This window comes from Benzoatithermus flavus, assembly GCF_037908215.1.
Taxonomy (GTDB): Bacteria; Pseudomonadota; Alphaproteobacteria; order Geminicoccales; family Geminicoccaceae; genus Benzoatithermus; species Benzoatithermus flavus.
In genome coordinates, this window is record NZ_JBBLZC010000004.1 from 103,794 (window position 1) to 120,172 (window position 16,379).

Below are 16,379 nucleotides of genomic sequence, written 5' to 3' on the forward strand. Positions count from 1 at the left end.
CACGATGAAAGCAGGAGCGTCTGGAAGCACGCGCAGGCTCGGGTCGACCACGGCCGTGCTCGCGACTCTGCTGGCGCTTTTGGCGCTCCTGATGCCGGTGAGCCACTGCTGGCTTCCCATGGACGCGGCAGCGCCGGGCGTCGCGGCGTACGGCGGGCACGATCATGCCGCGGCCGGTGGCCACCGGCGCCACGATGCACCCCCGGCTGCGCCGTTCGACCGGCTGAAGTGCCCGCTCTGCCAGGGCCGGATCGGGATCGCGATCCTGCCGGCCTCCCCGGCGGCGCTTGCCGCGCCGACCGGCTACATCCTCGTCCGGCACGCGGCCAAGCCGGCGCTGCCGGGCCTGCGCCCCCTGCTTCGCCCCTCCCTGCCCCGCGCCCCGCCGCTGCCGGCCTGATCCGACGCGATTTCCCCCATGCCGTCTCAGGTCGAAGGAGGCAGGACATGCCATCCCGTTCTCGCGTCGCCGTGCTGGCGACTCTCGCCACCATTCTCGCTCCGGCCTTCGCCGGTCCGGCGCTGGCCCACGCCACGCTCGAGACCAAGGAGGCCCCGGCCGGCAGCAATTACAGGGTCGTGGTGCGCATCAATCACGGCTGCGAGGGCTCGCCGACCCTCAAGATCCGCATGCGCATCCCCGAGGGCGTCACGAACGTCGAGCCCGAGCCCAAGCCCGGCTGGGAGATCACCCTCGTACGCGGCAGGCTCGTGACCCCAGCCGTCGATGCTCAGGACGACACGGCGGCCGAGGGCGTCGTCGAGGTCGACTGGACCGGCAGGCTGGAAGACGAGGACTACAGCGAGTTCGTCGCGCAGGTGAGGCTGCCGGACCGCCCCGGCGCGACGATCTATTTTCCGATCATCCAGGAATGCGAGCGCGGCAGGCTCTGCTGGGTCGAGATCCCCAAGGCCGGGCAGAGTGCCCACGATCTGAAGCTGCCCGCGCCCGGGGTGAAGCTCCTGCCGAAGAAGTGAAGCGCCGGCGGCAGGAAGGGGCTTTCTTCCTGCCCTCCTGCCGCCATCCTCCCCGACGCTCCTGGCGGAGAGGTTCCATGCGTTCCATCGTGCTGCTGGCGAGCCTCGGCCTGCTGCTCATGGCATGGGCGAACCGTGCTCTGGCCCATGCCGAATTCCTCGGCAGCGAGCCCGCCGACGGCGCTGTTCTCGCAGCGCCGCCGCCATCCGTGCGGCTGCGCTTCAGCGAGCCCGTCGTCCCGCTGGAGGTACGCCTGCTCGATCCGGCCGGCGCGGCCGTAGCCCTACCCGGACCGCCGCAGCCGGCGGACCGCAGCCTGACCGTTCCCCTGCCACCGGTGCTGGGCCAGGGCAGCCACGTCCTGTCCTGGCGCGTGCGCAGCGCCGACGGCCATCCGGTCTCGGGCTCGCTCGTCCTCTCGGTCGGCCATGTCTCCCGGACCGCGGTGGCGCCCTCCGAGGCGGGCACCTGGCCCGAGACCCTCGAGCCTTTCGCGCAGGCCCTGTTCTATGCCGGCACGCTGGGTGCCGTCGGTCTCGTGCTCTTCGCGCTTCTGGTCCGGCCACCGCTATCGCGCCCTGCCCTGGCCACCGCCGCGGCGGTGGCGCTCGTCGGCGGCGCGGTGGCGGTCTTGTGCAGGGGCTGCGCGCTCTCGGGTAAAGGCCCGCTCGACCCGGAAGCGCTCCTGAGCGGCTGGGCGAGCCCTTTGGGCTTTCGCATCGGCTCGGCACTCCTGGGGCTGATGCTGCTCGTGGCCACGAGAGGCCGGCAACCCTGGGCGATCCTCGGTCTCGCCACGGCACTCGGTGCCTTTCCTCTGGCCGGGCACACCGCGGCTGCGGTGCCGCGCTGGCCCTGGGCCCTCGCCCTCGTCCTCCATGTCGGCTTCGCGTCCTTCTGGCTGGGCGCGCTGTGGCCGCTCTTCCGGCTCCTGCGCGAGCGTCCTGCCGCCGAGGCCGTCGTCACCGTCGAGCGCTTTTCCCGTCTCGCCACGATCGCCGTCCCGCTCCTGCTTGCGGCCGGCATCCTCCTCGCGAGCCACGAGCTCGACGGGCCCCCGGCCTTGTGGACGACACGCTACGGCCTGCTCCTGAGCACGAAGCTCGCGGCCGTCGCAGCGCTCCTGGCGCTGGGCACCCTCAATCGCCAGCGCCTGCTGCCCGCGCTCGCGGCAGGCGGAACGAATGCCGCGCATGCCCTGCGCCGCTCGATCGGCGCCGAGATCGTCTGCGCCGGGCTCGTCCTCCTCGCGACGGCCGAGCTGAGTGCGACCTCGCCGCATCCTGCCGCGAGCCGTGTCGGCGACGCGGCGATGCAGGCCGCGCGTGCGCTCACGCTGAACGAAGGCGGCTTCAGGGCCGTGCTCCGGCTGGAGCCGGGTCTGGTCGGCCCGAACCGCCTCGACGTCACCCTCACCGACGCCGAAGGCCATCCCGCGACGGCGCTCGAGGCCGAGCTCGCGCTCGAGCGGCCCGAGGCCGGGATGGCGCCTTTGACCCGTCCTCTGCAGGCGGCCGGCATCGGCCGCTTCACGGCTCCCGACCTCCTGATCCCGATGTCGGGGCGCTGGCGGCTGACGCTATCCCTCCTCGTCTCCGACTTCGAGCGGACGAGCCTCTCGGGCGAACTCGAGATCCGCTAGCCGGCCTCGGCCCAAGGATCGGCATAGATCTCGTCCATGGAGATCGTGACGCCGAGGACCGGCACGTGCACGGTGCCGGAGCCGATCGTGTCGTGGTCCTGCCAGCCGTCGTCGCTGCGCGAACGCAGCCGGACGCGCCGCTCGTCCTGTTAGACGAGCAGGACGGCCTCGAGGGTCGGGAAGCTCTCGTAGAAGTCGAGCTTGACGGTCCGGTCCTCTCTCTCCGTCGAGGGCGAGAGCACCTCGACGACGAAGCGCGGCTCGGCGATGAAGCCTTCGGCGGGACGCTTGCAGGTGACGACGAGATCGGGTTCGCGCCAGGTACGGTCGTCTTCGCCATGCGCCACGCCGGCGATGGCGCGAAAGACCCGGCAGGGTGGCCGAACCTGACGCTCGAGCGCCCGGCCGATATTGTCACAGACGAGCGCATGCCGGATGGCCGGCTGGTTCATGGCGACCAGCATGCCGTTCACCAGCTCGTAGCGCGTCTCGGTGCCGTCGTTCCAGGCCAGGAACTCGGCCACCGTCATGCGCCGCTCGGTCCGCTCGCTCGCCGCGTTCATCGCCATGGCCCGCTTCTCGTCGCCGGCTCCGGGACGATCATGCCACCGGCCGGCATCGGCGTCAGCCCCGCCGCCTCTCTGCCAGCATCCCCAGATAATGCTGCACGAAGGTCGCCGCCGCGATCGCGGTGATGTCGCCGTGGTCGTAGGCCGGGGCGACCTCGACCACGTCCATCCCGCGCCAGTCGATTCCGGCGAGGCCCTTGAGGATCATGAGCGCCTGCGCCGAGCTCAGGCCGCCCGCGACGGGCGTGCCGGTACCGGGCGCGAAGGCCGGATCGAGGCAGTCGATGTCGACGGTGAGGTAGGCGGGTCCGGCACCCACCCGCGCCAGCACGCGCTCCACGGTTCCGCGCACGCCCTGCTCGTGCACGGTGTAGGCGTCGAGGATCCCGATCCCGCACGTGTCGGGCGCATGGGTACGGATGCCGATCTGGATCGAGCGCTGCGGGTCGATGATGCCTTCCCGCACCGCCCGCGCCACGAAGGTGCCGTGATCCAGCCGCTCGCCGTCATCGTCCCACGTGTCCTGGTGCGCGTCGAACTGCACCAGCGCCAGAGGCCCGTGCCGGGCCGCATGGGCCTTGAGCAGCGGCCAGGTGACGTAATGATCGCCGCCCAGGCTCACGAGATGGGCGCCCGTGGCCAGGATCTCCCTGGCCTGCGCCTCGATGCAGCGCGGGATCTCGGCATGGCGGCCATAGTCGAACACGCAGTCGCCGTAATCGACGACGGCGAGCTCGGCGAACGGGTCGCGGGCGAACGGGTATTGCGGGTCGCCGTCGAAGATCGCCGAGGCGCGCCGGATCGCCTGCGGCCCGAAGCGGGCACCCGGCCGGTTCGACACCGCCGCGTCGAGCGGAATGCCCCAGACCACGACGTCGACGCCGGCGAGATCGCGGCTGTAGCGGCGTCGCATGAAGGACAGAGCACCGGCATAGGTCGGCTCCTTCGATCCGCCGTGCAGCGGCCCCAGGAACGCGTTGTCGGTCGGCCGCGGCCGCGTCGCATCCTTGCTCATCTCTCCGGCACTCCGGTTCTGGCTGGACGGGAGATAGGCGGTTCCCGGCGAAAGGGCCAGCGTCCCCGGTGCAGATGCTGCTGCCCCGCACGCCGGCCGTGCGCGTCCTCCCGGTGTGGAATGCTGTCGCAAAGCTGTGGAAAAGCTTGTGAAACCTGCGGAAGAAAATCTGCACTCACCGACACGTCTTACGGACAGGAATCGGGGACCAATCCGCGCCTTTCTCTCAACTATATGATCTTCCAAGGTTTTCTGCCGATGGCAGCAGATGTCGCCCTCGGGACGGTCTGTGGATTGTCTGTGGATAAAGCAAATGGCGCCCGAGCGACCCTTTCGGATCCCGACAGGGACGGACTTCCACCGCCATCCCGGTCGTGCTAGGCGACGCCGACATGGACAAGAAGCATCGTCGAACCGGTCCCGCCCCGCAGCGTCGAGGATGGTCCGCACCGCGGGCGTGGACCGCTCTCCATCGTGACGAACCCGGACCCCTGGCCACAAGCAGCGCGGCGTGGCCGGAGAGCGTATCGGCCGCATGGCTCCCGTCCTGATCGGTTCTCCCGCCGTCGCCGCCGGCAAGGCGGAAAAAGGCACGCCGTCCAACGATGCGGGGAACGGCGGCCATGGCCATGCCGATCTGCGCACGCTCGTGATCGGCGCCATCGGCGTCGTCTACGGCGACATCGGGACGAGCCCGCTCTACACGCTGAAGGAGGCGTTCGGCGAGGCGGGCGGGTTGCATCTGAGCGAGGCGGCGGTGCTCGGCGTGCTCTCGCTGGTGTTCTGGTCGCTCATCGTCATCGTCACCCTCAAATATGTCGCCCTGATCCTGCGCGCCGACAATCGCGGCGAAGGCGGCGTGCTCTCGATGAGCGCGCTCGCCCTGCGCGGCGCCGGCAGCAGCCGGCAGGCCCGGCGCCTCGTCCTGGGGCTCTCGATCGCGGGCCTCGCCCTGTTCTACGGCGACGGGCTGATCACGCCGGCGATCTCGGTGCTCTCGGCCGTGGAAGGCCTCGAGACCGCAACCCCCGAGCTCGAGCCTTACGTCCTGCCGATCGCAACCGGCGTGCTCTTCCTGCTCTTCATGATCCAGCGCTTCGGCACGGCGAGCGTGGGCAGGCTGTTCGGCCCGGTGATGATCGTGTGGTTCGGCACGCTCGCGGTCCTGGGCCTCGCCCAGATCGTACAGAACCCCGCCGTGCTCGCGGCCCTGCACCCGGCCCGCGCGCTCGCCCTGTTCGAACTCGCGGGCTGGCAGGCCTTCGTCGCCCTGGGCGCCATCGTGCTCGCCGTCACCGGTGCCGAAGCGCTCTATGCCGACATGGGCCATTTCGGCCGTACGCCGATCCGCGTCGCCTGGCTCGGCCTCGTGCTGCCTTCGCTCGTCCTCAATTATTTCGGCCAGGGGGCGCTCGTGCTGCGCGACCCCGCCGCCCTCGAGCACCCCTTCTATCACCTCGCCCCCACCTTCCTGCTCTGGCCCCTGATCCTGCTCGCGACCTGCGCCACGGTGATCGCGAGCCAGGCGGTGATCTCGGGGGTGTTCTCCCTGACCCGGCAGGCGATCCAGCTCGGCTACCTGCCGCGCATGGCGATCCGCCACACCTCGGCCAGCGAGATCGGCCAGATCTACCTGCCGCGGGTGAACTGGCTCTTGATGCTGGGCGTGCTCGTGCTCGTCCTGGGCTTCGGCACCTCGAGCAACCTCGCCGCGGCTTACGGCATCTCGGTCACGGCCGCCATGAGCATCGATGCCGTCCTCGCCGGTCTCGTCGCCGTCTGGCTCTGGGGCTGGCCCGGCCTCGTGGCCGGTGCCGTGTTCGGCACCTTCCTTTTGGGCGATCTCGGCTACGTCGCCGCGAACAGCCTCAAGATCCCGCATGGCGGTTGGTTCCCGCTGCTGCTCGCCGGCGCCTTCTCGATGGTGGTCATGACCTGGCGCCACGGTCGGAGCGTGCTCTACGACCGGCTCTACAAGGACGCGATGCCGACCCTGAAGTTCATCGAGAACCTGAGCCCCTCGATCCAGCGCGTCGCTGGCACCGCCGTGTTCATGACCGGCAACCCCGCCGTGGTCCCGACCCCGCTTCTCCACAATCTGCGCCACAACAAGGTCATCCACGAGCGGGTCGTGCTCATGACCGTGATCACCGAGGACGTGCCTTACGTCCCGGACAAGAAGCGCGTGGTGGTCGAGCGCCTGGGCAAGGGCTTCTTCCAGGTCTGGGCCAGCTACGGCTTCATGGACGAGCCGGACGTGCCCAAAGCGCTCGAATTGTGCCGCAGCTTGGGCCTCGCGATCGAGCCGATGGCGACCAGCTACTTTCTCGGCCGCGAGACGTTGATCCCGAGCACCCGTCCCGAGATGGGCGGGATCGAGGAGAAGCTGTTCATCGCCCTCAACACGACGGCGCTCGCCGCGAACCGCTACTTCAAGCTGCCGCCGGACCGGGTGGTCGAGCTCGGCACGCAGGTCGAGATCTGAGCCGCAGCGAAGGCCCGATCTCATGTACCTCCCGGTGCTCGCCGCTGCCGCCGCGCCGGTGCCGGCCGGCCCGATGACCCTGCGCCGTGGTCCCGGCCCGCTCGGGATGTCGGCTCCGTGAATCTCCGGGGCGCACCCACGCTAGTCGCTGGCCTGCCCGCCTGTTAAAGGGCTGCCGGTGATGGCGACTCTTGGAGGCTCGGCATGTCGGGAGAAGGCAGGCGCGGTGGTCGCGAAGCGCGACGGGCGGCACGGACCTCGGTTGCGGTGCGTTCGCTCCCGGCGCTGAAACGGAAGCTGCCGCTTTACGAGGTGCTGAGCGAGGAGCAGGTCGAGCGGATCCACGACACCGCGATGCGGCTGCTCGAGACGGTCGGCATCGAGTTCCGCGAGGACGAGGCGCTCGCCAAGTGGAAGAAGGCCGGTGCGCAGGTGCACGATCAGCGCGTGCGCATCCCGCGCGAGCTCCTGATGGAGCTCGTCGCCAAGGCGCCGGAGCGCTTCACGCTGCACGCGCGCAATCCCGAGCGCTCGGCCGAGATCGGCGGCAACACGATGGTGTTCGGCCCGACCTACGGCTCGCCCTTCGTCCGCGGCTTCGACGGTGAGCGCCGCTACGGCACGATTGCGGACCTGAACAACCTCCACAAGCTCGCCTACATGGCGCCTGCGCTCCAGAACACGGGCTCGGTGATCTGTGAGCCCGTGGACGTGCCGATCCCCAAGCGCCATCTGCACATCACCTATTCGGCGATAAGGCACAGCGACAAGAGCTTCATGGGGCCGGTGACGCATCCGAGCCGGGCCGAGGACGCGGTCCGGATGTGCGAGATCGTGTTCGGCAGGGAGTTCGTCCACGACAACGCCGTCATGGTGGGCCTGATCAACGGCAACTCGCCCTTGGTGTGGGACGCCACCATGATCGGGGCGCTGCGGGTCTATGCCTGCTCCGGCCAGGCCATGGTCGTGGCCCCCTTCACCCTCGCCGGCGCCAACACCCCGGCTTCGGCCACCGCCACCGTGGCCGAGCTGATCGCCGAGGCCCTCTCCGCCATCGCCTATGCCCAGCTCGAGCGTCCCGGCGCCAAGATGATCCTGGGCTCGTTCCTCGCCGCCGTCTCGATGAAATCGGGGGCCCCCATGGCGGGCACCGGCGAGCTCGGCCTCATGAACCTCATGATCGGCCAGATGGCCCGGAAGTACAGGCTGCCCTGGCGCTCCTCGGGCATGCTGACCGGCTCCAAGATCACGGACGCGCAGGCCGGCTACGAGAGCGCCTTCAACATGTTCCCGATCATGCTGGCCGGCGCCAACTACGTCATGCACTGCGCCGGCTGGACCGAGGCCGGCCTCACCGCTTCCTATGCCAAGTTCATGCTCGATGCCGAGCAGATGGAGATGCTCTGGAAGTTCGGCCAGGGTCCCCGGTTCGAGGACTTCGACGAGGCGATCGCCACCGTTGGCGAGGTCGGCCCCGGCGGCCACTTCCTCGGCACCGCGCACACCCAGGCCCATTTCCAGGACGCCTTCTTCATGGCGGAGCTGTTCGACAACAACAGCTTCGAGCAGTGGCTGGCCGATGGCGAGAAGGATGCCGCCACCCGCGGCCTCGAGGCCGCGCGCAAGGCGCTCGACGCCTATGTCGCCCCGCCGATCGACCCCGGTGTCGACGAGGCGCTCCTGGACTTCATCCGCCGCCGCGAGGCCGAGCTGCCCGACGAGCAGAGCTGAGCTGGCCTTGCGCCTGCGCGACCTTTATCCGCCGATCGAGCCCTACCGGACCGGCAGGCTCGATGTGGGCGACGGCCACGAGCTCTACTGGGAGCTGTGCGGCAACCCGCAAGGCAAGCCCGCCCTGTTCCTGCACGGCGGGCCGGGTGCCGGGTGCAGCCCCGACCATCGCCGCCTGTTCGATCCCGAGCGCTGGAACGTGCTCCTGTTCGACCAGCGCGGCTGCGGCCGCAGCACGCCGCACGCCTCGCTCGCGGCCAACACGACCTGGCATCTCGTCGCCGATATCGAGCGCCTGCGCACCATGCTCGGGCTCGAGCGCTGGCTCGTGTTCGGCGGCTCGTGGGGCAGCACCCTGGCGCTGGCCTATGCCGAGACCCATCCCGAGCGGGTCACGGGCCTGATCCTGCGCGGGATCTTCACGCTCCGGCGCTGGGAGCTGCTCTGGTACTACCAGCACGGCGCCTCGCTGTTGTTCCCCGACAAGTGGGAGCGCTTCCTCGCCCCCATCCCGCCGGAGGAGCGCCACGACCTGATCACGGCCTACCGGCGCCGCCTCACCGATTCCGATCGGACGATTCAGCTCGAGGCCGCCCGGGCTTGGAGCTTGTGGGAGGGCGAGACCATCACGCTCCTACCCAACCCCGACTACAGCCGCCAGCACGGCGAGGACGAGTATGCGCTCGCCTTCGCCCGGATCGAGAATCATTACTTCGTCCACGGCGGCTGGCTCGAGGAAGGCCAGCTCTTACGCGATGCCGGGCGGCTGCGGTCGATCCCGGGCGTCATCGTCCAGGGCCGCTACGACATCGCTACGCCGCCGCAGACCGCCTGGGAACTGCACCGTGCCTGGCCCGAGGCGGAATTCGTGATGGTCGAGGATGCCGGCCACGCCGTCTCCGAACCCGGCATCCGCCATCATCTTCTGGAAGCGACCGATCGGTTCGCGGACGGCGGCTGAGACCGCGGTCTCCGCCGCCCGCTCCGCGAGCGGCTCAGTGCATCCCGGCGATGTATTCCCGCATCGCCTCGGCCTCGCTCTGGATCTCGTCCAGACGATGCTTCACCACGTCGCCGATGCTGACGAGGCCGCACAACCGCCCGTCACCGTCGACCACCGGGATGTGGCGGATGCGCCGCTCCGTCATCATCGCCATGAGGGTGCCGATGCGGTCCTCGGGCGTGCAGGTGAACACGCGCTCGGTCATGATGCTCCGGACCGGCTCGTTCAGGACGCCGACACCGCGGTCGGCGATGGCGTGCATGATGCCGCGCTCGGAGATGATGCCCTGGATCTTGGCACCGTCGCTCGAGACGACGAGACAGCCGACCCGCTCCTCGCGCATGCGCCGGACCGCCTCGCCCACGGTCGTCTCGGGCCCGATGGTCCGGACCTCGTTGCCCTTGCGCGCCAGGATCGTCTGGATGTGCATCCCGCACCTCTCCTCGGCTGTTGCTCGAGAGCTCATCGCCGCGAACCGTCGCCGACCCGCGGCCGGCCGCTCTCTCGACCACGCTGAATCCACCCGTGCCGTCGACCCTACCACGATCCCCGGCCGGCGGCGACCGGCCCGGTCGCTCCCTGGACGCGACGGGGTCGGCAAGTTATGCTGCATCGCAACAGAAGGAAAGGGAGACATGGGGCCATGCCCGTGGACGAGACCCGCGCGGTAGCGAAGCTGCCGCACGTCGACATCGAGATCCGACACAGAAAGGTCCCCGAGGAAGGGGCGGAATATCTGTCGATCAGCCTCAAGGCGAGCCCCGACCTCGACAGCGTGGCCGCCTTCCTCGACCCGTTCCGGCTGGCCGATCCCGGCCGCCTCTTCGCCGCCTGGGCGAGCTTCAACCCGTGGCTGTCGCTCGCGAACCCGTTCGCCTTCTGGGGGCTCGCCGGTCGGGCTCTTCCCGGCCGTGACGGGCAGGAGGGCCGGCCGGGGTGATCCGCCACATCGTCCTGTTCAGCGCCAAGGATCCTGCCGAGGTGCCGATGATCCGCGCCGGCCTCGCCAGGCTGCAGGAGATCCCGCATGCGCGCCGCCTCGAGGTGGCGCTGAACGAAAAGCACGATCGCCTCTCGCAGGAGATCGACGTCGTGGTCTACGGCGAGTTCGACGATCTCGAGCAGCTCGAGCGCTGGAAGGCGCATCCGCTCTACCAGGAGGCCATCGCCGTGGTCCGCCCGCGCCGCGATCTCAGGATCGCCGCGGACTACGAGGTGCCGGGCTAGAGCTCGATTCCGCGTCGCGCCATGGCCCGCTTCCACATGCTCCCGGCATCGGGCGCGAACACCAGCGTCGGGTCGGCCGGGATCGAGAACCACGCCCCTGCAGCGATCTCGCCCGCGAGCTGGCCCGGCGCCCAGCCGGCATAACCCAGCACCGGAATCGCCTGGCGCGGGCCTTTGCCGGCGGCGAGGTCGGCCAGCACCTCGGGATCGCCGGTCACGGCGAGTCCCGGTGCTATGCGCAGCGTGTGCGGTCCTTCGTAGTCGGGGCTGTGCACCACCATGCCGATCTCGGGCTGAACCGGACCGCCATAGAAGAGCTCGGTCTCACCCGTGACGCCTTTCCCGTCGAGGCCCAGGCGGCGCAACAGCTCCGCCGTCGGCATCTTGCCATAGGGCCGGTTCAGGACGAGGCCCAGCGTTCCTTCCGAGCCGTCGCGCAGGATCAGCACGACCGTATGGTCGAAGTTGGGGTCGGCGAGGCCGGGGTCCGCCACGAGCAGCCGTCCGGCCAGGCTCGCAGCCGGCTCGTCCCGGTCCGCAGGCGGGGCGGCGGCCTGGGCCCCGTTCACGAGCAGCACGAGAAGGCAGCCGATCCACCTCGCCACGCACATCTCTCGCCTCCTTGGCGGTCATGCGGCTCGCGCCGATCCTCCATGCTATTCCTTCGGAGGAGCCGACGCCATGGCACCCGACAGCTCGGCGGCGTAGCGCTCGGCCTCGACCAGGAGCCAGTCGCGCAACGCCCGGATCTTGGGCAGGCGCCGGAGCACCTTCGGATAGACCAGCCAGTAATGGTGCCCTTCGTCGCCGACCAGATCGAAGAGCTGGACGAGCCGCCCGGCGCGGAGCTCGTCCCGCCACAGCTCGGGGGTGAGCATCGCGACGCCCTGACCCGCCAGCGCGGCGCTGCCTTCGAGCGGCTGCGAATCGAGCCCGATGGCGCCACGTCCGTCGAGCACGGGCGCCTCGACCCCGGCCAGCGCGAACCAACGGCGCCACCAGCGGTCGGTCGGGCTCAAGAGCGGCAGACGCAAGAGGGCGGCAGGGGAGTCGACGGAACCCGTCCGCTGCAGGAAGTCGGGGCTGCACATCGGCGTGAAGGTGACGCGGAGCAGAGGATGCGCCTCGAGGCCTGGCCAATCGCCCCGGCCCGAGCGGATCGCGGCGTCCACCTCCTCGCGGGCGAAATCGACCAGCCGGTTCGCGGTCGTGAGCCGCACGGCGAGACTCGGATGGGCGAGCTGGAAGGCGCCCAGGCGCGGGGCGAGCCAGCGGACGGCGAAGGACGGGACCGAGCTGATGGCGAGCACGCTCTCGGTCTCCTGGCGAAAGCTCGCGAACGCCGCCTGCAGCAGGTCGAATGCCTCGCTGACCGCGGCCGCAAGCCGTCGGCCGGCCTCGGTCGGCACCACCTGGCGCGGCAGGCGCAGGAACAGGGGCGTGCCGACCCGCTCCTCGAGCAGCTTGATCTGGTAGCTGATCGCGGCCTGGGTCGCGCCGAGCTCCTCCCCGGCCTTGGTGAAGCTGCCGAGCCGCGCGGCCGCCTCGAAGGCGCGCACCGCGGCGAGAGGCGGCAGATGACGACGCATCCTGCATAAGCTCTCTTTATGGATACCCGCCGAGCTTCGGCTGGTCGGCCGTCCCTGTCCAGGGCAGTCTGGTCCTGTCGGCCGGCGCTTTCGTGCAGCGCCGACAACCCAAGAGGCGAATCATGTCCCCTGCTCCCGTCACGGCGAGAGCCTCTCGCGCGCCGCTCTTCGGCAAAGGCTGGCTCATGCGGCGCTGGCGAGCGCTGCGGACCCGGCCGGCACGGCCCAGGGCCTTGGACCCGGGCGAACTGTCGCCGCATCTGCTCAAGGACATCGGCTTGTGGGACGATCCGGCCTCGCCCGCCGGCCGCATCGATCCCGGCCGTCAGAGCGCTGCGCACCGACGCTGACGCTCCTCGGCCCAGCGTTCCAGCCAGCCCGGCAGCTCGCTCGCCGGCATCGGCCGCGCGAACAGGAAACCCTGCACCTGGGCACAGCCGACTCGGCGCAGGATCTCGAACTGCCGGCTCGTCTCGACGCCTTCGGCCACGACCGGCAGGCCCAGGCTGGCGCCGAGCGCAACGATCGCTCGCAGGAAAGCCTCCTGATCGGCCTGCCGCCCCGCGGCGGCGAGGAGCGTGCCGTCGAGCTTGAGCCGGTCGAGCGGCAGGCTGCCGAGACGGACCATCGAGGAGCAGCCCGTCCCGAAGTCGTCCACCGCCACCTGCATGCCGAGTCCGCGCAGGGCGCCGAGCGTGGCCATGGCCTTGCCCTGATCGTCCATGGCCCCTTCGGTGACCTCGATCGTAAACATCCCGGGCGGCAGTCCGTGGGCCTCGAGCCGGGCCGTCACGTGCCCGACCAGCCCACTCTCCGCGAGCGCCGCGACCGGGACGTTCACGGCGATGCGCAGATCCGGGAGCCCTGCCGCCTGCCAGCGTGCGGCCTGCTCCATGACCTCGCCGATCACCCAGCGGGTCAAGGGCAGGATCAGCCGGCTGCGCTCGGCGAAGGGCAGGTACTCGCCGGGCAGGATCAGGCCCCGCGCGGGATGGTGCCAGCGCAGGAGCGCCTCGAGCTCCACCACCGCGAGGTCGGCGGCGCTCAAGATGGGCTGATAGTGCAGGGTGAGCTCCTGCTGGGCCAGCGCCCGGTGCAGGTCATGCTCGAGCCGGCTGCGCCGATGCGCCTGCTCCTGCAACGTCGGATCGAAGAACCGCCACCCGCTGCGCCCGGCCTCCTTGGCGGCATAGAGCGCCAGATCGGCGTTGGCGAGCAGGCTCTCCGGCTCGGCCCGCTCGCGCGGCAGCACGGCCACCCCGACGCTCACACCCGTATGCACGTCGTGCTCGTGCACGCGATAGGGCTCGCCCAGCGCCGTGACGAGACGCTCGGCCAGGAGCGCGAAGCTTGCGGGCTCCTCGGCCGGCCCGGCCAGGAGGGCGAACTCGTCGCCGCCGAGGCGGGCGACCAGGTCGCTCCTGCGCAAGGTGGCCTGCAGGCGTTCTGCCACCTGGCTCAAGAGCGCGTCGCCCGCGCTGTGGCCGAGCGTGTCGTTGACGTGCTTGAAATGATCGAGGTCGAGCAGCATGAGCGCGAAGCGGCCGTCCTCCCGCTCGGCCCGAGCGCAGGCCCGCCGCAGCATGTCCTGGAACAGCAGCCGGTTGGGCAGGCCCGTGAGCGGGTCGTGGTGGGCGAGCCGGTAGGCCCGCGCCTCGGCCTCCCGGTACGCCGTGACGTCGCTGACCGTGCCGATGATCCGGAGCCCGCGGCCCCGATCGTCCCGCTGCACCACCCGGCCGATCGTCTCGATCCAGCGATAGCCGTTCCTGCTCCGGACGCGCTGCTGGCTGGTGAACGCATCGAGCTCGCCGGCACGCAGTCGCGCCACACGCTCCCGCATGGCCGGCGCGTCATCGGGATGCAGGCGCGCCAGGAACGTCGCCTCGGCGAGCGATCTCGCCTCGGGCATCCCATCGCGCCAGCCCTCTTGCAGATGGATGACTCCCGTCGCGAGATCGGCTTCCCAGATGCCGATCCTGCCGGCCTCGAGCGCCAGGCGCAGACGTCCGGCGCTCTCCGCCAGCGCCAGCTCGGCACGCTTGCGCTCGTCGATGTCGGTCGTGGTGCCGATGACCCGCAAGGGTCTTCCGGCATCGTCGCGCTCCTCGACCACCGCATGATCGACCACCCAGCTATGGCCGCCGTCCCTGCGACGCAGCCGATACTCGTGCTCGAGCGAAGGGGCGCCGCCCGCGAGGAAGGTAGCGTAGGCCACCTCGACGCACTCTCGATCGAGCGGGTGCACGAGCTCCAGCCAGCGCTGCGTGTCCCAGTCGAGCTCCTGCGACGTCCAGCCCAGCCATGGCGCGGCCCCCGCCTGGATGGACGCCCGTCCGGCACCCACGTCGTAGCTCCAGGCGATCTGCCCGCCGGCTTCCAGCGCCAGCAGGAGCTGACGGTGCTCCTGCCTGAGACGGGCCTCGCTCTCCTTGAGCCGGCGCTCCGCCTCCTTGAGCGCCGTCACGTCGATGGCGGCGCCGACCGCGCCGATGACGGTGCCTTGCGCGTCGCGCACCGGCATGGCGTTCATGATCTCGTCCACGAACGTACCGTCGGCGAAGACGATATGCAGCTCCTCGTTCAGCACGATCTCGCCGCGCGCTGCCCGCTGGACCGGAAGCTGCTCGCTCGGCACCTCCCGGCCATCCTTGAAGATCCGAAAGTTGCACGGCCCCTCCCGGTCGGGAGCGGTGGACGAGAGATTGCCGCCGTAGGGCTGCCGCAGGCGCTCGGCCGCACGCCGGCTGCCGGTGATCCGGCGCGCTTCTGGATCGTGGGCCAGCATGATCGACGCCGGCACGACCGCCATGATGGTGTCGAGCTCGGCCGCGCGGGCCGCGAGCCGCTCCTGCCGCTCCTGCAGCGTCGCGGCCATGTCGTTGCAGAGCGCGGCGAGGCGCCCCAGCTCGGATTCGGGATGCCGGATCGGGGCGCGTGCCGTCAGGTCGCCGGCGCGCCATCGCCGGGCGGCGGCGGCCAGGGCGGCAACGGGCCGGCTGACGAGATGCCGGCTCCCCAGCACGACCAGGAACAACACGAGCAGGGCGCCGCCGCCCATGGCGGCGAGATCCAGGACGATCGCCCGCCGCATGCCGGCGAACGCCCGCGCCTCCGGCAGCCCGACCGTGACCGTGACACGCTCGCGAACCCCCGACAGCCGCACATAGCCGATGATGCGCGCCACACCGTCGGGCTCCGCGGCGGCCACGGAGCGAACGACGCCGGGCTCCTCCGCCCGCGATGCCAGCACATAGGGCTCCGGAACCTTTCCTGAGGCCGGCACGTGAGCCGGAAGCTGGACGAGCATGCCGCCATCGGCGGCAAGGGCCATGATCGAGGCCTGTGGCGGCAGCGCTCGGTGCGACAGATGCTCCGCGAGCCAGGACAGGCGGAGCTCCGCCGAGGCGATGACCGCCGGCCGGCCTTCGGGCCGGGAGAGGATCAGCAGAAGGGGCAGGACGGGCTCGCCGGAGGACGAAACGTGCAAGGCCCCGACATGCAGTCCCTCCTCGGCGGTCGCGCGCAGCAGATCCGGTGCCACGTCGTGGACGGCGCCGACGCGCTCCGGCAGGGCGGCGCAGAAGACCCGGCCGTGCGCATCCATCACCTCGATGTCCCGCAGATGCGCGAAGCGACGGGCCAGACCGGCCAGGATCGCGCTGCAGGCGGGCCCGTCGCTTCCGGTGAGCGGGGGCAGCTCTGCCACCGCGATCAGCAGATGACGCACCCCCTCGATGATGCGCTCCATTTCGCCGGCGACGAGCCGGGCATCGGCGAGCGCCTGCTCCTGCGCCTGCTGCACACGGAGCGCCCATTCCTCGTGCTCGCTGCGGACGAGAAGAGCGAGCACCGGCAACAGCGCCAGAACGACAACGAGACGCAGGCGGCCCGGAACGCTCCGCGGCACCACCGGCGGCCACGGGCGCCGGCGTCGCCGCCGAGCCGGAGGGTCGAGCACCTCGGCGCAGCCCGGGACCGGCTTCTCGGCCGGACCTGCATCGCCACGCACCATCCCTGACAAGGTGCGCTCCTCCCGCCTCGAGGCAGCAGCCCGCCCGTTAGCGGTCGCCTCCAAGTTGATGGAATACGTTCGCTGTATCGCCTCGACGCCGAGGATGCAAGATTCTCCGATCGGG

Annotated in this window: 15 protein-coding genes; 9 read left to right on the plus strand and 6 right to left on the minus strand. The window is 70.5% G+C overall.

The features are described from left to right. Window positions 1–55: 55 nt before the first annotated feature. From U1T56_RS05620 to U1T56_RS05630, 3 genes are all read left to right on the plus strand, one after another. Window positions 56–400 (plus strand): DUF2946 family protein, encoded by a 345-nt coding sequence (locus U1T56_RS05620; protein ID WP_418158465.1) that lies wholly within the window; start codon window positions 56–58, stop codon window positions 398–400. 47 nt (window positions 401–447) lie between these two features. Further along, window positions 448–978 carry a YcnI family copper-binding membrane protein gene (locus U1T56_RS05625; protein WP_418158466.1) on the plus strand — a complete coding sequence of 177 codons (531 nt, stop codon included), beginning with the start codon at window positions 448–450 and terminating at the stop codon, window positions 976–978. Between the two features lie 77 nt (window positions 979–1,055). Continuing rightward, complete coding sequence (locus U1T56_RS05630; RefSeq protein WP_418158467.1) at window positions 1,056–2,621, plus strand: copper resistance CopC/CopD family protein; 1,566 nt, start codon at window positions 1,056–1,058, stop codon at window positions 2,619–2,621. 149 nt (window positions 2,622–2,770) lie between these two features. Here U1T56_RS05630 and U1T56_RS05635 read toward each other — a convergent pair whose 3' ends face one another. Both U1T56_RS05635 and speB read right to left on the minus strand, forming a co-directional pair. Beyond that, window positions 2,771–3,190: a Uma2 family endonuclease gene (locus tag U1T56_RS05635; protein WP_418158468.1), complete on the minus strand. Its 420-nt coding sequence runs from the start codon at window positions 3,188–3,190 to the stop codon at window positions 2,771–2,773. A gap of 55 nt (window positions 3,191–3,245) precedes the next feature. Continuing rightward, window positions 3,246–4,205, minus strand: a complete 960-nt coding sequence (speB, locus tag U1T56_RS05640; RefSeq protein WP_418158469.1) for an agmatinase — start codon at window positions 4,203–4,205, stop codon at window positions 3,246–3,248. Window positions 4,206–4,755: 550 nt separating this feature from the next. Between speB and U1T56_RS05645 the strand changes: the two genes are divergently transcribed. From U1T56_RS05645 to pip, 3 genes are all read left to right on the plus strand, one after another. Continuing rightward, window positions 4,756–6,690 carry a potassium transporter Kup gene (locus tag U1T56_RS05645; RefSeq protein WP_418158596.1) on the plus strand — a complete coding sequence of 645 codons (1,935 nt, stop codon included), beginning with the start codon at window positions 4,756–4,758 and terminating at the stop codon, window positions 6,688–6,690. A gap of 204 nt (window positions 6,691–6,894) precedes the next feature. After that, a complete protein-coding gene (locus U1T56_RS05650; protein WP_418158470.1) occupies window positions 6,895–8,421 on the plus strand; it encodes a trimethylamine methyltransferase family protein in 1,527 nt (508 codons plus the stop codon). A gap of 7 nt (window positions 8,422–8,428) precedes the next feature. Continuing rightward, window positions 8,429–9,382: a prolyl aminopeptidase gene (gene pip / locus U1T56_RS05655; RefSeq protein WP_418158471.1), complete on the plus strand. Its 954-nt coding sequence runs from the start codon at window positions 8,429–8,431 to the stop codon at window positions 9,380–9,382. A gap of 34 nt (window positions 9,383–9,416) precedes the next feature. On the opposite strand, the gene U1T56_RS05660 is transcribed toward pip, so the two are convergent. Then, window positions 9,417–9,854, minus strand: a complete 438-nt coding sequence (locus U1T56_RS05660; RefSeq protein ID WP_418158472.1) for a CBS domain-containing protein — start codon at window positions 9,852–9,854, stop codon at window positions 9,417–9,419. Between the two features lie 213 nt (window positions 9,855–10,067). On the opposite strand from U1T56_RS05660, the gene U1T56_RS05665 reads away from it, so the two are divergent. Both U1T56_RS05665 and U1T56_RS05670 read left to right on the plus strand, forming a co-directional pair. After that, entirely contained in the window at window positions 10,068–10,364 is a 297-nt protein-coding gene (locus U1T56_RS05665) for a hypothetical protein (protein ID WP_418158473.1), read from the plus strand. Then, the gene (locus U1T56_RS05670) at window positions 10,361–10,651 is read left to right on the plus strand and encodes a Dabb family protein (RefSeq protein WP_418158474.1); all 291 of its coding nucleotides are present in this window, start codon (window positions 10,361–10,363) and stop codon (window positions 10,649–10,651) included. The genes U1T56_RS05665 and U1T56_RS05670 overlap by 4 nt, the downstream gene beginning before the upstream one ends. On the opposite strand, the gene U1T56_RS05675 is transcribed toward U1T56_RS05670, so the two are convergent. After that, a complete protein-coding gene (locus U1T56_RS05675; protein ID WP_418158475.1) occupies window positions 10,648–11,256 on the minus strand; it encodes a YqgE/AlgH family protein in 609 nt (202 codons plus the stop codon). The two genes, U1T56_RS05670 and U1T56_RS05675, sit on opposite strands and share 4 nt — an antisense overlap. 51 nt (window positions 11,257–11,307) lie before the next feature. Next, window positions 11,308–12,240 (minus strand): transcriptional regulator GcvA, encoded by a 933-nt coding sequence (gene gcvA / locus U1T56_RS05680; RefSeq protein ID WP_418158476.1) that lies wholly within the window; start codon window positions 12,238–12,240, stop codon window positions 11,308–11,310. 122 nt (window positions 12,241–12,362) lie between these two features. Between gcvA and U1T56_RS05685 the strand changes: the two genes are divergently transcribed. Then, window positions 12,363–12,590 (plus strand): hypothetical protein, encoded by a 228-nt coding sequence (locus tag U1T56_RS05685; RefSeq protein ID WP_418158477.1) that lies wholly within the window; start codon window positions 12,363–12,365, stop codon window positions 12,588–12,590. Here the strand turns inward: U1T56_RS05685 and U1T56_RS05690 are convergent. Further along, window positions 12,566–16,255, minus strand: a complete 3,690-nt coding sequence (locus U1T56_RS05690) for a bifunctional diguanylate cyclase/phosphodiesterase (protein WP_418158597.1) — start codon at window positions 16,253–16,255, stop codon at window positions 12,566–12,568. The genes U1T56_RS05685 and U1T56_RS05690 overlap by 25 nt on opposite strands. Between the last annotated feature and the right edge of the window lie 124 nt (window positions 16,256–16,379).

Bases quoted from the DNA above. Each gene is read 5' to 3' on its own strand.
- U1T56_RS05625 (WP_418158466.1), top strand. From the start codon at position 448: ATGCCATCCCGTTCTCGCGTCGCCGTGCTGGCGACTCTCGCCACCATT.
- U1T56_RS05630 (WP_418158467.1), top strand. From the start codon at position 1,056: ATGCGTTCCATCGTGCTGCTGGCGAGCCTCGGCCTGCTGCTCATGGCA.
- U1T56_RS05635 (WP_418158468.1), bottom strand. From the start codon at position 3,190: ATGGCGATGAACGCGGCGAGCGAGCGGACCGAGCGGCGCATGACGGTG.
- speB (WP_418158469.1), bottom strand. From the start codon at position 4,205: ATGAGCAAGGATGCGACGCGGCCGCGGCCGACCGACAACGCGTTCCTG.
- U1T56_RS05650 (WP_418158470.1), top strand. From the start codon at position 6,895: ATGTCGGGAGAAGGCAGGCGCGGTGGTCGCGAAGCGCGACGGGCGGCA.
- U1T56_RS05660 (WP_418158472.1), bottom strand. From the start codon at position 9,854: ATGCACATCCAGACGATCCTGGCGCGCAAGGGCAACGAGGTCCGGACC.
- U1T56_RS05665 (WP_418158473.1), top strand. From the start codon at position 10,068: ATGCCCGTGGACGAGACCCGCGCGGTAGCGAAGCTGCCGCACGTCGAC.
- gcvA (WP_418158476.1), bottom strand. From the start codon at position 12,240: ATGCGTCGTCATCTGCCGCCTCTCGCCGCGGTGCGCGCCTTCGAGGCG.
- U1T56_RS05685 (WP_418158477.1), top strand. From the start codon at position 12,363: ATGTCCCCTGCTCCCGTCACGGCGAGAGCCTCTCGCGCGCCGCTCTTC.
- U1T56_RS05690 (WP_418158597.1), bottom strand. From the start codon at position 16,255: ATGGTGCGTGGCGATGCAGGTCCGGCCGAGAAGCCGGTCCCGGGCTGC.